The sequence below is a fragment of the Sphingobium sp. genome (assembly GCF_032153725.1).
In the GTDB taxonomy this organism is placed as follows: Bacteria; Pseudomonadota; Alphaproteobacteria; order Sphingomonadales; family Sphingomonadaceae; genus Sphingobium.
This window is the reverse complement of record NZ_JALDYQ010000100.1, coordinates 1-14,168: the sequence shown is the minus strand read 5'-3', so window position 1 is coordinate 14,168 and position 14,168 is coordinate 1. Positions and strand designations below refer to the sequence as shown.

Genomic DNA, 14,168 nt, shown 5'->3' with positions numbered 1-14,168 from the left:
TCCATCCGTCTGTCGCGCGGCGGCTCCAAGAAGCGCCCCTATTACCGCATCGTCGTGGCCGACAGCCGCGCCCCGCGTGACGGCAAGTTCATCGAGCGTATCGGCAGCTACAACCCGGTCCTGCCCAAGGGCGATGAAAAGCGCGTCGTTCTGGATGTCGAGCGCGCGAAGCACTGGGTTGCCGCCGGCGCCCAGCCGACCGACCGCGTCGCCCGCTTCCTCGACGCCGCCGGCGTGAAGGAACGCGCTGCCCGCAGCAACCCGAAAAAGGCTGAGCCGGGTCAGAAGGCCAAGGATCGCGCCGAAGACCGCGCCGCCAAGGCTGCCGAGGCCGCTGAAGCTGCCGAAGCCGCCAAGGCTGCTGCTGCCGAAGCCGCTGCCGCTCCGGCCGAAGCGCCCGCTGAAGCAGCCGCTCCGGCTGAAGAATCGGCTGAAGGCTGATCGACTTGACCGACAAGCCCGTCACTCTCGCCGTCATCATTGGCGCTCATGGAGTGGCGGGCGAAGTCCGTCTGAAGCTGTTCGGAGAAGGGGTGGAAACGCTCAAATCCTATGGCAGCTTCGATGCAACGGGCGCCAGGCTGACCCTGAAGTCCGTGCGTCCCGGCCCCAATGGCGCGGTCGCGCGTTTCGCCGAGGTTGGCGATCGCACCGCGGCGGAAGCGCTGCGCGGCACGGAACTCACCGTTCCCCGCTCGGCTTTGCCTCCCTTGGGGGAAGGCGAATATTATCATGCCGACCTGATCGACCTGCCCTGCTTTTCCAGCGATGGCGAAGGGCTGGGTCATGTCGTTGCGGTCGAGAATTTCGGCGCCGGTGACATCATTGAGGTGGAGCGTCCCAACGGGAAGCGCTTCATGGCGCCGATGCACGCGGTCAGGATAGCGGATGAGCGGGCCGTCATCGAAGCCGCCTTCGCGGCCTGATAGCGGATCGTCCGATGCCTAGGATTCTGGCCGCCCTCTATCTGCTACTGATGGTTGCCGCAGGATGGCGCCTGTTCGCCATGTCCTGGCCCCGCGGTCTGAAGGTCGCTGCGGCGGTGGGCCTGGTCATCCCCATTCCGATGCTGTTCCTGCTGCCGGCCCTGATGGACCCCGAGCGGCCCTTTGCCGACCTGTTGCGGGCGATCGGCATGGCGCTGATGGGCGGCGGCGCGGTGTCGCTGCTGGGCGGCATGGCGGGGGCGTGGCTCAAGGCGCGCAAGGCGTGAGCTTTCAGGCGCAGATATTGACGCTCTATCCTGAGATGTTTCCGGGGCCGCTGGGCGTGTCGCTGGCAGGGCGGGCGCTCAGCGAGGGCAGATGGGCGTGCGACCCCATCCACATTCGCGACTTCGCCACCGACAAGCATCGGACGGTCGATGATACTCCTGCGGGCGGTGGCGCGGGCATGGTGCTGCGCGCGGATATCCTTGGCCTCGCCATCGATCATGCGCTGGACAAGCGCCCGGACCTGCCTGTCATCGCCATGACGCCGCGTGGCGCGCCGATCACCCAGCGCCGCATTCGCGAGTTGGCCGCCGGTCCCGGAGCCACCATCCTCTGCGGCCGGTTCGAGGGTTTTGACGAGCGTATTTTCGAGGCTCGCCCGGTCGAGCCAATCAGCATGGGCGACATCATCCTCTCCGGTGGAGAGATGGGCGCTCTGATGCTGCTGGATGCTTGCATCCGCCTGCTTCCCGGTGTAATGGGCGCCGCTTCCAGTGGGGATGAAGAGAGCTTCGAAAGCGGCCTTCTCGAATATCCGCACTATACCCGACCTGTTGAATGGGAAGGGCGTATGATCCCTGAGGTGTTGCGATCGGGGGATCATGCGAAAATCGCCGCCTGGCGGAAACAAAGGGCGGAAGAGGATACACGGCTAAGGCGGCCGGACCTTTGGGAACGTCATATCGGCGTTCGGGACCAGTCGCCCTCTGGTGCGCAACGCGAAAAGTAGGACTTGAGTTATGAACTTGATCCAGCAGATCGAGGCCGAGAACATCGCGGCCCTCGCCAAGGATATCCCTGATTTCCGCCCCGGTGACACGCTGCGCGTCGGCGTGAAGGTCGTCGAAGGCGAGCGCAGTCGCGTCCAGAACTATGAAGGCGTCTGCATCGCCCGCTCGAACAAGGGCATGGGCAGCAACTTCACCGTGCGCAAGATCAGCTTCGGTGAGGGTGTGGAGCGCGTCTTCCCGCTCTATTCGCCGAACATCGATTCGATCACCGTCGTCCGTCGTGGCGTCGTGCGTCGTGCGAAGCTCTACTATCTGCGCGGCCGCACCGGCAAGCGCGCTCGCATCGCCGAGCGTCGCGACGTGCGCAGCGAGGATTGATGATCCTCGCGGCCTGACGGCTTGCGAAAGACAGGCAGGCGGCGTTCCCCGGAGCGTCGCCTGCTTTCGTTTTGGGCATATAAATCTATCGCGGCTGCCTGCTCGTGAACCACAGCCCGCCCAGGCTGATCGCCGCCGCCGCCGACATATAGAGCCCCACCAGCGCCACGCCCTGCATCCCGATCAGCCAGGTCGCGACGATCGGCGCGAGCGCGCCGCCGATGATCCCGCCCAGATTGAAGGCGAAGGAGGCGCCGGTATAGCGCAGCTGCACCGGGAAGAGATGCGGCAGATAGGCGCCCAGCGGCCCGTAGACGAAGCCCATCAGGAACAGGGCGAGGCTGAGGATCAGGAAGATCGGCAGCAATTGCCCGGTGCCCATGGCGGGACCGAAGATGAGGCCCATCAGCACGGTGCCGATGCAGCCGGCGACCAGAACGCGGGTCGGGCTGCTCCTGTCCGACCACCAGCCGGCGATGACGATGCTGACCGCCATGAACAGGATCGCGCCCAACTGGATCGCGAGAAAAGTTTCGCGGTCGATCCTGAGCGTGGTCGTGCCATAACCCAGCGCAAAGGCGGTCGCGATATAATAGACCGCAAAGCAGGCGGCGCAGGCGAAAGTGCCGGCGATCGCGGCGCCCAAATGGCTCTGGAACAGCGTGGCCAGCGGCACGGCGGGCGGGGGAGCCTCCGCGCGGGCAGCGGCGAATTCCGGCGTTTCGGTGAGCTTCAGGCGAATCCACAGGCCCAGCAACACCAACACCGCGCTGCCGAGAAAGGGCAGGCGCCAGCCCCAGGCGAAGAAGTCCCTGTCGGTCAGGAACATGCCCAGTAACAGGAACAGCCCGTTGGCGGCGAGGAAGCCGACCGGCGCGCCCAATTGCGGGAACATGCCGAAGCGCGCGCGCCAGCCCGGAGGGGCGTTTTCCACCGCCAGCAGCGCTGCGCCGCCCCATTCGCCGCCAAGGCCGAAGCCCTGTCCGAAGCGCAGGACGCAAAGGATCAGCGGCGCCCACCAACCAATGCTCTGATAGGTCGGCAGGAAACCGATGGCCAGTGTAGAGCCGCCCATCAGCATCAGCGACGTCACCAGCGTCGCCTTGCGTCCGATGCGGTCGCCATAATGGCCGAACACCGCTGCGCCCAAAGGCCGGGCAAAAAAGGCGAGGGCGAGGCTGCCATAGGCCGCCAGCAATTGGGCCGAGGGAGAGGAGGCGGGGAAGAAAAGGGGCCCGAAGACAAGGCTTGCGGCGGTCGCATAGATATAGAAGTCGTAAAATTCGACCGCAGTGCCGATCAGGCTCGCCGCCAGCACCCGCTTGTGGCGCAGCATCGCGCCGATCCCGCCCGTTTTCCCGGCAACTGCTTCCATCCCCTGTTCGCCCCTCGCCATCGTCTATTTCCCCGCTTGTCCCTGGGTCCGTTTCTGGTTCAGCAATTCATAGGCCATGACCGCACAGGCCACGGCCGCATTCAGGCTGTCGGCCTTGCCCAGCATCGGCATTTTCACCAGCAGGTCGCATTCGGCCTCATAGCTTTCGGGCAGGCCCTGCGCTTCATTGCCGACCAGCAGGAAGCTGGGGCTTTGGTAGCGTGGCTCCTGATAGTCATGGGTCGCCTTCAGGCTGGTGCCGATCAGTTCGCCCGGTCCCTCCCGCAGCCAGTGCATGAACTCGCCCCAGCGCGCCAGGGTGATGGACTGGGTGAAGAGCGCCCCCATGCTCGCCCGCACGGATTCGACCGAAAAGGGGTCGACGCAATCGTCGATCAGGATCAGGCCGCCCGCGCCGACCGCATCGCCGGTGCGCAGAATCGTGCCCAGATTGCCGGGATCGCGCAGCGACTGCGCGACGATCCAGATATCCGCCTTGCTGCGGTCGAGCTTCGCCAGCGGGGTCAACCGGTCGCGATAGACGCCGACCACCGCCTGCGCATTGTCCTTGCCGGAGATTTTCGAGAGGATGTCGGGCGTGGTTTCGATGACATCGCCGCCCGCCGCCTCCATCGCCGCGATCAGCTCGGCGGCGAGGGGGTGGTTCGATCCGGCATGGAACAGCATTTCGGGCAACACGCCTTCCTCGCGCGCTTCGGTCAGGATGCGCAGGCCTTCCGCGAGGAACAGCCCTTCGGCCTTGCGGAACTTCTTCTCGCGCAGGGAGCGGACGCGCTTCACCAGCGGGTTGGAAAATCCGGTGATTTCTCGCGCCACGATCCTGTCTCTCGCCTTTTTGAAGGTCGCCGAAACGGCCTCTCTATAGGCGGATCGCGTAAAAGGGTAGGGGAAGCTTCAGGCCGCGTGCGAGGCGTCGTGGCGCGCCACGGCGATCCGGTTGCGGCCGGAACGCTTGGCTTCGTAGAGCGCCATGTCCGCCACCGCCAGCCAGCTTTCGCTGGTCGGCCAATCCGCGCGCAGCTCTGCCACGCCAAAGCTTGCCGTGGCGCGCAAGGGCGGCGCGCCCGAAATTTCTGTCGCGGCAATGGCTTCGCAGAAGCGTTGCGCGGCCCGGGCGGCATCCTCCCTGCAGGTTTCGGGCAGCAATATGCCGAATTCCTCGCCGCCAAGCCGGCCAAGTGAATCGCTGGGACGTCGCAAGCCCGTGCAAAGCCGCGCGATGCCGTGGATCACCTGATCGCCGACCGGATGGCCGTGACTGTCGTTGATGCGCTTGAAATGGTCGATGTCGAAAAGCAGCAGGCTGGCAGGACGCTGATGCCGTTCGAACAGGGCGATGGCACGGTTCATCTCGCCCAGGAAGGCGCGCCGGGTGAGCGCGCCGGTCAGATGATCGCGCTCGGCAATGCGGCGTAGCTCCAGCTGCTCGACCACCAGGGCCGCCAGGCTTTGGAGAATGGCGATCTGGCCGGGGTTGAACTGGCGCGGCACGGTGTCGATCGCGCAGAGCGAGCCAATATTATAGCCGTCGGGGGTTTCCAGCGGGATGCCGGCATAGCTGCGGATATTAGGATCGCCGGTCACCAGCGGGTTGTCGCGAAAACGCGCATCCTCCCTGGCATCGGTGACGACCATCGGCCCGCGCTGGCTGATGGTGTGAGCGCAAAAGGCGATGTCGCGGGCGGTTTGTCTGGCATCGAGGCCAGCGATCGATTTGAACCATTGCCGATCCGCGTCCACCAGCGAGACGGCGGAAATCGGCACGTCCAATATGCTGCGGACCAGATCGGTGATGCGGTCGAAAGAGGCTTCGCCGGGCGTGTCGAGAACTTCGTAGCGTTCGAGCGCGGCCATCCGCGCCGGTTCGTCCATCAGCTTAGGATCGAGCATTGCCAGTGCACCTCAATGGGTGACGCGGCTACTTCCGCGCCCCGCGACTCTCGTTCAATCTTATCCTATATTAATGGCGTGGCGATGTTTAACAAAGGCTTGGCAGGGGGCTTGCCCTATTCCTCGCCGAATTTGTCTTCGACCAGAGTGACCAGCTTGCCCAGCGAATCGGCCGCATCCGGACCGATGGCGCTGATCGTGATACTGTCCCCCATCGCTGCGCCGAGCATCATCAGGCCCATGATGGAAGTGCCCGTGACCTCGCTGCCGTCCTTGCGCACGGTGATCTGCGCGGGGAGGCCGCTGGCCAGAGTCACGAACTTCGCGCTGGCGCGGGCATGCAGGCCGCGCCGGTTGCTGATCCTGACTTCCTGGCTGATTTCGCTCATGTGGTGCTGCCCAACAGTTCCGATGCAACGCTGATATATTTCTGACCCGCCTCCCGCGCGGCGCCGACGGCCTGGCGCACGTCCATCACCTTGCGCGCGCTTTCCAGGCGGATCAGCATGGGCAGGTTGATGCCCGCGATCACTTCGATCTCGCCGGCCTTCAGCAACGAAATGGCAAGATTCGACGGGGTGCCGCCGAACAGGTCGGTCAGCAGGATGACGCCCGACCCGTCATTGACGCGCACGACTGCGTCCGCAATGTCGGTGCGGCGCATCTCCATGTCATCCTCGGGGCCAATGCAGATGGTTTCGATCTGCTGCTGCGGACCGACCACATGCTCCATCGCGACGACAAATTCCGTCGCCAGCGATCCATGGGTGACGAGTACCAGTCCAATCATCTTGCTTATGTGGCCCACCTGTTTTTCATGGATTTTGCTTTCGGGCCTCCCGGTCTGCGCTTCTCCAGGGCGTTCTGGGGCGCTGATTCCATATTTCGGTGCGAGACGGTGGGCGAAAAACCCGCGTCTTGCAAGTCTCTGGCGACGCGCTCGGCCACATGGACCGAACGGTGGCGACCGCCTGTACATCCGAAAGCAACGGTAATGTAGCTTTTTCCACCCTCCGCATAGCGCGGCAGCAGCAGGGTCAGCAATTGTTCGATCCGCTGGATTGACTCCTCATAAACGGGGTCTTCCATGATATAGGCGGACACGTCGGGATCGAGGCCGGTCTTCGGCCGCAAATCCTCTTCCCAATGCGGATTGCGCAGGAAGCGCATGTCGAACATCAGGTCGGCGTTCAGCGGCACCCCCCGCGAAAAGCCGAAGGACAGGATGGTCAGCACCGGGTCGGACAGCCCCTCGCGCGCGAAGCGGTTGCGGATTTCCTGCTGCAACCCGTTGCTGGTCAGGCTGCTGGTGTCGATCACCTGATCGGCCCAGCGGCGCAGCGGTTCGGTCAGTTCGCGCTCGCGGGCGATGCCGTGGCGGGCAGGGCGATCGGTGGCCAGCGGGTGGCGGCGCCGAGTCTCGGCAAAGCGGCGTTCAAGTTCCACGCCCGAACAGTCGAGGAACAGCGTTTCGACATCATGGCCATGGCGGGATCGCAGGGCCTTGATCCGCTGGACGATCGCGCCGGCATCGAAGCCGCGGGTGCGCGCATCGATGCCGAGCGCCAGGGGACGGTCGATCCCCTCGTCATGTCCTTCGGGCAGCGGCGTGTCGAGCAGCCGGTCGAGCAGCACCAGCGGCAGATTGTCGACCACTTCCCAGCCCATGTCCTCCAGCGTCTTGAGCACGGTGGTCTTGCCAGCGCCCGACAGGCCGGAAACGAGCAGGATGGTCTTCGGCGTCTGGGAATTCACGACAGGCTCATGCTCTTCAGGCCCATGCTCCTGACCGCCAGTTCCACCTTGATCGGCGCAGAGGCTTCGAATGGGGCGAGCCGCACCACGGGAACATCGACACCCGCAATTGGGCGCAAGGCGGGTTCCAGCGGCATGCGCTCGACCGTGTCGCTGAGGTCGACGGCCAGCGCCACTGGGGCGTTGTCGGCATGGGGCATTTCAATAAGGCCAAGACCGCGCACTTCCATCATGCCGACGATCCGGTCTGGTGCGCGGGCAAACAGCCGGCCTTCAATCTCCAGCACGCGGGTATAATCGTCGCTCACCAGTACGGCGCCGCGATCGATCAGGCGCAGCGCCAGATCGGATTTGCCCATGCCGCTGGGGCCGCAGAGCAGCACGGCCTGGCCGTTGATCGCCACGCTGGTCGCATGCAGGGTTTCGGAGGAAGGTGTCGACGCCATATCGCCTTATCGCTTTGACGTCATATTAGCTCGTGTTGGCGCGGGTGGAAATCGAATTAACAGAGGCGGTTCCAATTATGGTGCAGTTGGGATGGCGGATCATGGTCAAGTTAGCCATCAAGCGCAACGTGCTCCTGCGCAGGCAAGCGGACCGTCCGCCCTCCACCCTTCCAAATCTTCGAGCGTCCACGCCTATTCCGACACGATGCCGGGGTCGCGCTCCACTGCCATGGGCAGGCGCATGATGAAGCAGGCGCCGCTCTGCGCATCCTCACGGTCGGCGATGCTGATCTTGCCCTGATGCCCCTCCACGATGGAACGGGCGATGGCGAGGCCCAGGCCCGAATGCTTGCCGAACGTCTCATGTTCCGGGCGGACGCTGTGGAAGCGGCGGAAGACATGCTCGCGCTCGGCTTCGGGGACGCCGGGCCCCTGGTCTTCGACGCTCACCAGCACTTCATTGTGCGCGACCGTGGCGACGATCTGGACCAGCCCGTCATCGGGCGAAAAGGACACCGCATTGTCGATCAGATTGTCGAGCACGCGGATGATCCGCTGCTCCTCGCCCAGCACCACGGCGACATTCTTGCGCGGGCGCGCGAAGGCGAGGCGAATGCCGCGGGGCACGCCGCGCGCTTCGCGGGCGACGACCATCTTCTCGATCAGCAGGCCAAGGTCGATCGGTTCGAAGCGGGTGCGCGACAGCTGGGCGTCGATGCGGGACGCCTCGGCAATGTCCGTCACCAGCCGGTCGAGCCGGCGGACATCGTCCTGCGCGATCGCCATCAGCTGGGCACGCAGTTCCGGCTTGTCCACCCGGTCGAGCGCGTCCAGCGCGGAACGGAGCGAGGCGATGGGATTTTTAAGCTCATGGCTGACGTCGGCGGCAAAGGCGTCGGTGGCGTCGATCCGCTGGCGCAGCGCGTGGCTCATGTCGGAGAGCGCGCGGGCCAGCATGCCGATCTCGTCCCGCCTATCTGGCAGGCGCGGCACGGTCACTTCACGCGCACGGCCGAGGCGCACCCGTACCGCCGCCCGGGCGAGGCGCTGGAGCGGCCGCACGATGGTGCGCGCCAGAAAGAGCGAGAGCAGCACCGACGCCAGCACCGCCGCCGCCAGCACCATGCCCAGACGAAAGCGCTCGGCCCGAACCGTGCGGGTGATGTCGCGGGCATTTTCGGTGGCGAGCAGGCTGCTGCCGTCCTTCACATTCACGGCCGCCGAAATCATGAAAGTGCGGTCGGGCGCATAGCGGTTCACCGCCTGGGTGTGACCGCTGCTGCGGGCAAGGACCAGCTCGGGCCAGGCCTGCGCCCGGTCGATCGCCGGTTCCTCGAAATTGGGTGGCCGGTCGGCGGACACGACACGGTCGATCAGCTTGTCGAGGAAGCGGGCGACATGCCGCTGCCATTCCTCCTCGGCGGGCAGGCGCAGGCGATAGCGCGGCGCACTCATCGTGAAACTGTCCGCGATCAGCCGGCCTTGCGCATCATAGCGGCGGACCCGGTCTTCCGTCTGCCGCGCATAAGCCGCGATCAGGGCGTTCTGCCGATCCGCAGGCGCATTTTCCAGACCGATGGCCAGCAGCTGCAATTCCCGCGCCGACTGTTGCAGCCGATCGTCGACGATGCGCGTGCGATAGCTGTCGAGATAGAAGAAGCCGCCCGCCAGCAGCGCCAGCGCGAACACATTGACCGCCAGGATGCGCGGGGTCAGGCTGATCCGGCCGGACCAGTTCCACCCCGCGCCCGCGTCAGACTTCTTCGGAGAAACGGTAGCCGGCGCCATAGAGAGTGTCGATTGCGTTGAATTCATGGTCGACTTCGCGGAACTTGCGGCGAAGGCGCTTGATGTGGCTGTCGATGGTGCGGTCGTCGACATAGACGTCATCCTGATAGGCGGCATCCATCAGCTGGTTGCGATTCTTGACCACGCCGGGGCGCTGGGCGAGCGTTTCCAGGATCAGGAATTCGGTCACCGTCAGCGTCACGTCGCGGCCCATCCATTTTACCCGATGGCGCGCCGGGTCCATCTCCAGCCGTCCGCGCACGATCGGTTCGGCCACCGGCTCGTCGGGGGCGGCGTCCACCTTGCTCACCTCCGCCCGGCGCAGGATCGCCCGGATGCGCGCGATCAGCAGGCGTTGGGAAAAGGGCTTGGAGATATAATCGTCGGCGCCCATGGCCAGGCCCAGGGCCTCGTCCAGCTCATCGGTCTTGGAGGTCAGGAAGATGACCGGCATATGGCTTTTCTCGCGCAGCCGCCGCAGCAGCTCCAGCCCGTCCATGCGCGGCATCTTGATGTCGAAGACGGCGAGGTCCGCCGGATTTTCGACGAGCGCCTTCAGCGCGGCCTCCGGGTCGGAATAGAGACGCGTCAGAAAACCCTCGGTCTGCAGCGCGATCGAGACGGAGGTCAGGATGTTCTTGTCATCGTCCACCAGAGCGATGGTTGCGGTCATGCTGTGTCCCGGAAAATCGTCGGCAATGGAAATGTGCCAGCGTTAGACGATGCTTGGCGCCCCCGCAAGGAAGGTGCAACCACCGGGTTATGCGGTGTAGGCGTGGGAATTCAGGATAAATGCACGGGTTACGGGCTTTTCCGGGGTTTGACGCACCATCCGCAAAGGCTTATGCCGCCCTTGTCTGCAACAGACGGCGCCATGCGGCACAAGATCGCGGCGTCGAGAGGCGGACCGGCCGTAGACATATAATATGGCGGCCGGACATAATGATATTCAGGAGCAAAGGCGTGCAGGCCAAATCCTCTTTCACCCTGGATCAGCAGGGCATTTCCACCAAGGCTGATCAATATTGGAATCTGGGCACCGCGCCGCTGGTCGAAGCCGCGCTTGCCAATGGCGAAGGTATTTTGGCCAAGGACGGGCCGCTGGTCGTCAAGACCGGCAAGCATACCGGCCGCTCGGCCAGCGACAAGTTCATCGTTCAGGATGCGGAAACGCAGGATACCGTCTGGTGGGGCAAGACCAACGTCCCGATGACGCCCGAGCATTTCGCGGCGCTGAAGGCTGATTTCTTCGCGGCGCTGGGGCAGAAGGACAAGCTTTACGTCGCCGATCTCTACGGCGGTTCGCAGCCCGAGCATCGCGTCAGGGTGCGCGTCATCAACGAGCTGGCCTGGCATAATCTCTTCATCCGCACGTTGCTGGTCCGTCCGGGTGCGGACGAACTGGCCGGTTTCGCGCCGGAATATACGATCATCGACCTGCCGACCTTCCAGGCCGATCCGGCCCGTCACGGCACCCGCAGCGAAACCGTGATCGCGGTCAACTTCACCGAGAAGCTGATCCTGATCGGCGGCACCCGCTATGCCGGCGAGATGAAGAAGTCGGTCTTCGGCATCCTCAATTACCTGCTGCCGACGCATGGCGTGATGCCGATGCACTGTTCCGCCAATATCGGCCCGAACGGCGATACGGCGGTTTTCTTCGGCCTGTCGGGCACCGGCAAGACCACTTTGTCGGCCGACGCCAGCCGTACGCTGATCGGCGACGATGAGCATGGCTGGTCGGACACCGCCGTCTTCAATTTCGAGGGCGGCTGCTACGCCAAGATGATCAACCTGTCGGCCGAGGCCGAGCCGGAGATTTTCGCCACCACCAAACGGTTCGGCACGGTGCTGGAAAATGTCGTGATCGACGAGGAAACCCGCACGATTGACCTGGACGACAACAGCCTGGCTGAAAACAGCCGCGGTTCCTACCCGATCGACTTCATCCCGAACGCGTCGGAAAAGAATCTGGGGCCCGTGCCCAAGAACATCATCTTCCTCACCGCTGACGCCTATGGGGTACTGCCGCCGATCGCGCGGCTGACCCCGGATCAGGCCATGTATCACTTCCTCTCGGGCTATACCGCGCGCGTCGCGGGGACCGAGATCGGCGTGACGGAGCCTTCGGCGACCTTCTCGACCTGTTTCGGCGCGCCCTTCATGCCGCGCCATCCGTCGGTCTACGGCAATCTGCTGAAGGAACGGATCAACAAGGGCGGCGTCACCTGCTGGCTGGTCAACACCGGCTGGACCGGCGGCAAATATGGCGTGGGCAAGCGCATGCCGATCAAGGTCACGCGTGCTCTGCTCAACGCGGCGCTCGACGGCAGCCTGAACAATGCCGAATTCCGGATTGATCCGAATTTCGGCTTCCAGGTGCCCGTCGCGGTGCCGGGGGTGGATTCGACCATGCTTGATCCGCGCGCGACCTGGGATGACAAGGCTGCATATGACGAAACCGCCGGCAAGCTGGTGAAGCAGTTCGTCGATAATTTCGCCCAGTTCGTGGACCATGTCGACGCATCGGTGCGCGATGCGGCGCTGACGGCGGCCTGAGTCCGGCGCCATCCCGATAAAAGAGGCCGGGGGAGCGATCCTCTGGCCTCTTTTGCTTTCTGCCGGGTTTTGCTTTCGGCGGGGATGGCGCAATGCTAAACTGCATCAAATTTTCAGCAGGATATATCTCATGGCCAAGTTTGATGATTTGCTGGGCAATCTGGGCGGGCTAGAGGCGGTCGCCGCGAAGATCGGCCTGCAACCCGAGCAGATGCAGGCGCTGATGAGCGAGATCGGCGGCAAGATCGCCTCAGGCGAAACCGATGTCGCCGCGCTGGCGACCACGGCGGCCGAGCATGGCGTTTCGGCGGACAAGTTGCAGGAGCTTTTCGCTCATTTCGGTGGGCCTGAGGCTATTTTGTCCAGGATCGGCGGGCTGTTCGACCGGGACGGCGATGGCAATCCGCTTAATGAGCTGGGTGGTCTGGCCAAGGGTCTTTTCGGCTGAGGGTTGTGGTTGGCCAGTTGTGGCCCATTGAGCGCAACGTGCTCCTGCGAAGGCAGGAGCCCAGTTCAGACGTCGCCATGGCGAGGTGAAGGCGGGACTGGGTTCTCCTGCCTTCGCAGGAACACGATGCGATTAAATTCGGCCCATTCCCCCAAATATACCCATGATGGGGTATGTTTTTGGACAGATGATTGCCTAGGCCTTGCCGCAGGGACGGGCGTGTCGGCGCTCGAGAGCAAGGGAAGGCATCATGATGGGCAATATGCTGCGGGGCAGCGCCGCCATTGCGGCGATATTGAGCGGCAATGCGCTGGCGCAGGGCCATTTTCCGTTCGGTGATGGATTGCGGGATGGGGCCGATCGCGCGCTGCAAGCGCCGCGGCTGGGCGATCTTCCCTGCCCGGCGCGCCGGGCGATGCCGCGCCTTTGCCCCAGGTCCTGATCGGGCAGGTGATCGCCAGCTTGTCCGCCGACAAGTTTTTTTCGCCTTGCCTTCGCACGCCTCAGGGGGCATTTCGCGCTGCATAGCTTATTGCGAAGCCCACGCAACTGGCGCCCTTGATGGAGCGTTGGTCGCTCTGGATTTGGCAGGGGAAAAGGTTTTGAACGACGTGACGATCGAAAAGCCGGTGTTGGAACCGACCGGCGCGCTCTCAGTGGAAACCGTGCTGTCGGTACGGCACTGGAACGAGCATCTGTTCAGCTTCCGCATCACGCGGCCGGCAAGCTTCCGCTTCCGTTCGGGCGAGTTTGTCATGATCGGCCTGCAAGGCGACAATGGCAAGCCGCTGTTGCGCGCCTATTCGGTCGCCAGCCCATCCTGGGACGAGGAGCTGGAATTCCTGTCGATCAAGGTGCAGGACGGCCCGCTGACCTCCAGATTGCAACTGATCCAGCCGGGCGACCAGATCTATCTTGGCCGCAAGCCTACGGGCACGCTGGTGACGGATGCGTTGCTGCCCGGCAAGCGGCTGTTCATGCTGTCGACCGGCACGGGCCTTGCGCCGTTCCTCAGCCTGGCGCGCGATCCGGACGTCTACGAATTTTATGAGGAAGTGGTCGTCGTTCATTCGGTCCGCCGGGTCAGCGATCTGGCTTTCCATGACGAACTGTCGGGCAAGCTGGCGGAGGACCCGCTGGTGTCCGAACAGGCCATCAGGCAGTTCCACTATGTCCCGACTGTCACCCGCGAGCCGTTCCGCAACAATGTGCGGATCGACAGGCTGATGGAGACGGGCGCGCTGTTCGAGGGCATAGCGGGCGACCAGAAGTTCAATCCGGAAACCGACCGCATCATGATGTGCGGCAGCATGGAGATGATCAAGCAGTTCGGCGCCTATTTCGAGGAGCAGGGCTTTGCCGAGGGCTCCAATGCGGCGCCGGGTGCCTATGTCATCGAACGGGCCTTTGTCGGCTGATTGCCGGGCGTAATGATGGGACAGAAGGGGCTGGCGGCGACGCCGGCCCCTTTGCTTTGGAAGTGGTCGGGTTTTGGCCATTTTCCGACATCCGCACTCTCGTCACCCCGGACTTGATCCGGGGTCCCGCTGCCTTTCAGATGTACGT

At 64.0% G+C, this 14,168-nt stretch carries 18 protein-coding genes; 9 read left to right on the top strand and 9 right to left on the bottom strand.

Annotated features, from left to right (window positions below; all coding sequences use genetic code 11):
• From rpsP to rplS, 5 genes are all read left to right on the top strand, one after another.
• Positions 1 to 441 (top strand): 30S ribosomal protein S16 (gene rpsP / locus RUH75_RS21575; RefSeq protein ID WP_313809252.1); only part of this gene is annotated, 441 nt, incomplete at its 5' end.
• A gap of 5 nt (positions 442 to 446) precedes the next feature.
• Positions 447 to 926, top strand: a complete 480-nt coding sequence (gene rimM / locus RUH75_RS21570) for a ribosome maturation factor RimM (protein ID WP_313809251.1) — start codon at positions 447 to 449, stop codon at positions 924 to 926.
• Positions 927 to 940: 14 nt separating this feature from the next.
• The gene (locus tag RUH75_RS21565) at positions 941 to 1,213 is read left to right on the top strand and encodes a hypothetical protein (protein WP_313809250.1); all 273 of its coding nucleotides are present in this window, start codon (positions 941 to 943) and stop codon (positions 1,211 to 1,213) included.
• On the top strand, positions 1,210 to 1,941 hold the full coding sequence (gene trmD / locus RUH75_RS21560; RefSeq protein WP_313809249.1) for a tRNA (guanosine(37)-N1)-methyltransferase TrmD: 732 nt from the start codon (positions 1,210 to 1,212) through the stop codon (positions 1,939 to 1,941). Before RUH75_RS21565 ends, trmD begins: the two co-directional genes overlap by 4 nt.
• Positions 1,942 to 1,951: 10 nt before the next feature.
• Entirely contained in the window at positions 1,952 to 2,320 is a 369-nt protein-coding gene (rplS, locus tag RUH75_RS21555; protein ID WP_313809248.1) for a 50S ribosomal protein L19, read from the top strand.
• 85 nt (positions 2,321 to 2,405) lie between these two features.
• Here rplS and RUH75_RS21550 read toward each other — a convergent pair whose 3' ends face one another.
• The 9 genes from RUH75_RS21550 to RUH75_RS21510 all read right to left on the bottom strand — a co-directional run bounded on the left by RUH75_RS21550 (position 2,406) and on the right by RUH75_RS21510 (position 10,268).
• The gene (locus RUH75_RS21550; protein WP_313809247.1) at positions 2,406 to 3,716 is read right to left on the bottom strand and encodes an MFS transporter; all 1,311 of its coding nucleotides are present in this window, start codon (positions 3,714 to 3,716) and stop codon (positions 2,406 to 2,408) included.
• 3 nt (positions 3,717 to 3,719) lie between these two features.
• A complete protein-coding gene (locus RUH75_RS21545) occupies positions 3,720 to 4,532 on the bottom strand; it encodes an RNA methyltransferase (protein ID WP_313809246.1) in 813 nt (270 codons plus the stop codon).
• Between the two features lie 78 nt (positions 4,533 to 4,610).
• Positions 4,611 to 5,606: a sensor domain-containing diguanylate cyclase gene (locus RUH75_RS21540; RefSeq protein WP_313809245.1), complete on the bottom strand. Its 996-nt coding sequence runs from the start codon at positions 5,604 to 5,606 to the stop codon at positions 4,611 to 4,613.
• Between the two features lie 116 nt (positions 5,607 to 5,722).
• A complete protein-coding gene (locus tag RUH75_RS21535; RefSeq protein WP_313809244.1) occupies positions 5,723 to 5,995 on the bottom strand; it encodes an HPr family phosphocarrier protein in 273 nt (90 codons plus the stop codon).
• Entirely contained in the window at positions 5,992 to 6,396 is a 405-nt protein-coding gene (locus RUH75_RS21530; protein WP_313809243.1) for a PTS sugar transporter subunit IIA, read from the bottom strand. The genes RUH75_RS21535 and RUH75_RS21530 overlap by 4 nt, the downstream gene beginning before the upstream one ends.
• Positions 6,397 to 6,401: 5 nt before the next feature.
• Positions 6,402 to 7,361, bottom strand: coding sequence for an RNase adapter RapZ (gene rapZ, locus RUH75_RS21525; RefSeq protein WP_313809242.1), 960 nt, complete (start codon positions 7,359 to 7,361; stop codon positions 6,402 to 6,404).
• Positions 7,358 to 7,807 (bottom strand): HPr kinase/phosphatase C-terminal domain-containing protein, encoded by a 450-nt coding sequence (locus tag RUH75_RS21520; RefSeq protein ID WP_313809240.1) that lies wholly within the window; start codon positions 7,805 to 7,807, stop codon positions 7,358 to 7,360. The genes rapZ and RUH75_RS21520 overlap by 4 nt, the downstream gene beginning before the upstream one ends.
• 192 nt (positions 7,808 to 7,999) lie before the next feature.
• Positions 8,000 to 9,595 (bottom strand): sensor histidine kinase, encoded by a 1,596-nt coding sequence (locus tag RUH75_RS21515; RefSeq protein WP_313809239.1) that lies wholly within the window; start codon positions 9,593 to 9,595, stop codon positions 8,000 to 8,002.
• Positions 9,561 to 10,268: a response regulator transcription factor gene (locus RUH75_RS21510; protein ID WP_313809238.1), complete on the bottom strand. Its 708-nt coding sequence runs from the start codon at positions 10,266 to 10,268 to the stop codon at positions 9,561 to 9,563. The genes RUH75_RS21515 and RUH75_RS21510 overlap by 35 nt, the downstream gene beginning before the upstream one ends.
• Before the next feature lie 290 nt (positions 10,269 to 10,558).
• On the opposite strand from RUH75_RS21510, the gene RUH75_RS21505 reads away from it, so the two are divergent.
• From RUH75_RS21505 to RUH75_RS21490, 4 genes are all read left to right on the top strand, one after another.
• Positions 10,559 to 12,154 (top strand): phosphoenolpyruvate carboxykinase, encoded by a 1,596-nt coding sequence (locus tag RUH75_RS21505; RefSeq protein WP_313809237.1) that lies wholly within the window; start codon positions 10,559 to 10,561, stop codon positions 12,152 to 12,154.
• 130 nt (positions 12,155 to 12,284) lie between these two features.
• Positions 12,285 to 12,602, top strand: coding sequence for a hypothetical protein (locus tag RUH75_RS21500; protein WP_313809236.1), 318 nt, complete (start codon positions 12,285 to 12,287; stop codon positions 12,600 to 12,602).
• A gap of 250 nt (positions 12,603 to 12,852) precedes the next feature.
• Entirely contained in the window at positions 12,853 to 13,044 is a 192-nt protein-coding gene (locus RUH75_RS21495) for a hypothetical protein (protein WP_313809235.1), read from the top strand.
• A gap of 160 nt (positions 13,045 to 13,204) precedes the next feature.
• Entirely contained in the window at positions 13,205 to 14,020 is an 816-nt protein-coding gene (locus RUH75_RS21490; RefSeq protein WP_313809234.1) for a ferredoxin--NADP reductase, read from the top strand.
• Positions 14,021 to 14,168 lie beyond the last annotated feature (148 nt).

Bases quoted from the DNA above. Each gene is read 5' to 3' on its own strand.
- RUH75_RS21515 (WP_313809239.1), bottom strand. From the start codon at position 9,595: ATGGCGCCGGCTACCGTTTCTCCGAAGAAGTCTGACGCGGGCGCGGGG.
- RUH75_RS21510 (WP_313809238.1), bottom strand. From the start codon at position 10,268: ATGACCGCAACCATCGCTCTGGTGGACGATGACAAGAACATCCTGACC.
- RUH75_RS21495 (WP_313809235.1), top strand. From the start codon at position 12,853: ATGATGGGCAATATGCTGCGGGGCAGCGCCGCCATTGCGGCGATATTG.
- RUH75_RS21540 (WP_313809245.1), bottom strand. From the start codon at position 5,606: ATGCTCGATCCTAAGCTGATGGACGAACCGGCGCGGATGGCCGCGCTC.
- RUH75_RS21500 (WP_313809236.1), top strand. From the start codon at position 12,285: ATGGCCAAGTTTGATGATTTGCTGGGCAATCTGGGCGGGCTAGAGGCG.
- RUH75_RS21535 (WP_313809244.1), bottom strand. From the start codon at position 5,995: ATGAGCGAAATCAGCCAGGAAGTCAGGATCAGCAACCGGCGCGGCCTG.
- RUH75_RS21520 (WP_313809240.1), bottom strand. From the start codon at position 7,807: ATGGCGTCGACACCTTCCTCCGAAACCCTGCATGCGACCAGCGTGGCG.
- RUH75_RS21530 (WP_313809243.1), bottom strand. From the start codon at position 6,396: ATGATTGGACTGGTACTCGTCACCCATGGATCGCTGGCGACGGAATTT.
- RUH75_RS21565 (WP_313809250.1), top strand. From the start codon at position 941: ATGCCTAGGATTCTGGCCGCCCTCTATCTGCTACTGATGGTTGCCGCA.
- rplS (WP_313809248.1), top strand. From the start codon at position 1,952: ATGAACTTGATCCAGCAGATCGAGGCCGAGAACATCGCGGCCCTCGCC.
- RUH75_RS21550 (WP_313809247.1), bottom strand. From the start codon at position 3,716: ATGGCGAGGGGCGAACAGGGGATGGAAGCAGTTGCCGGGAAAACGGGC.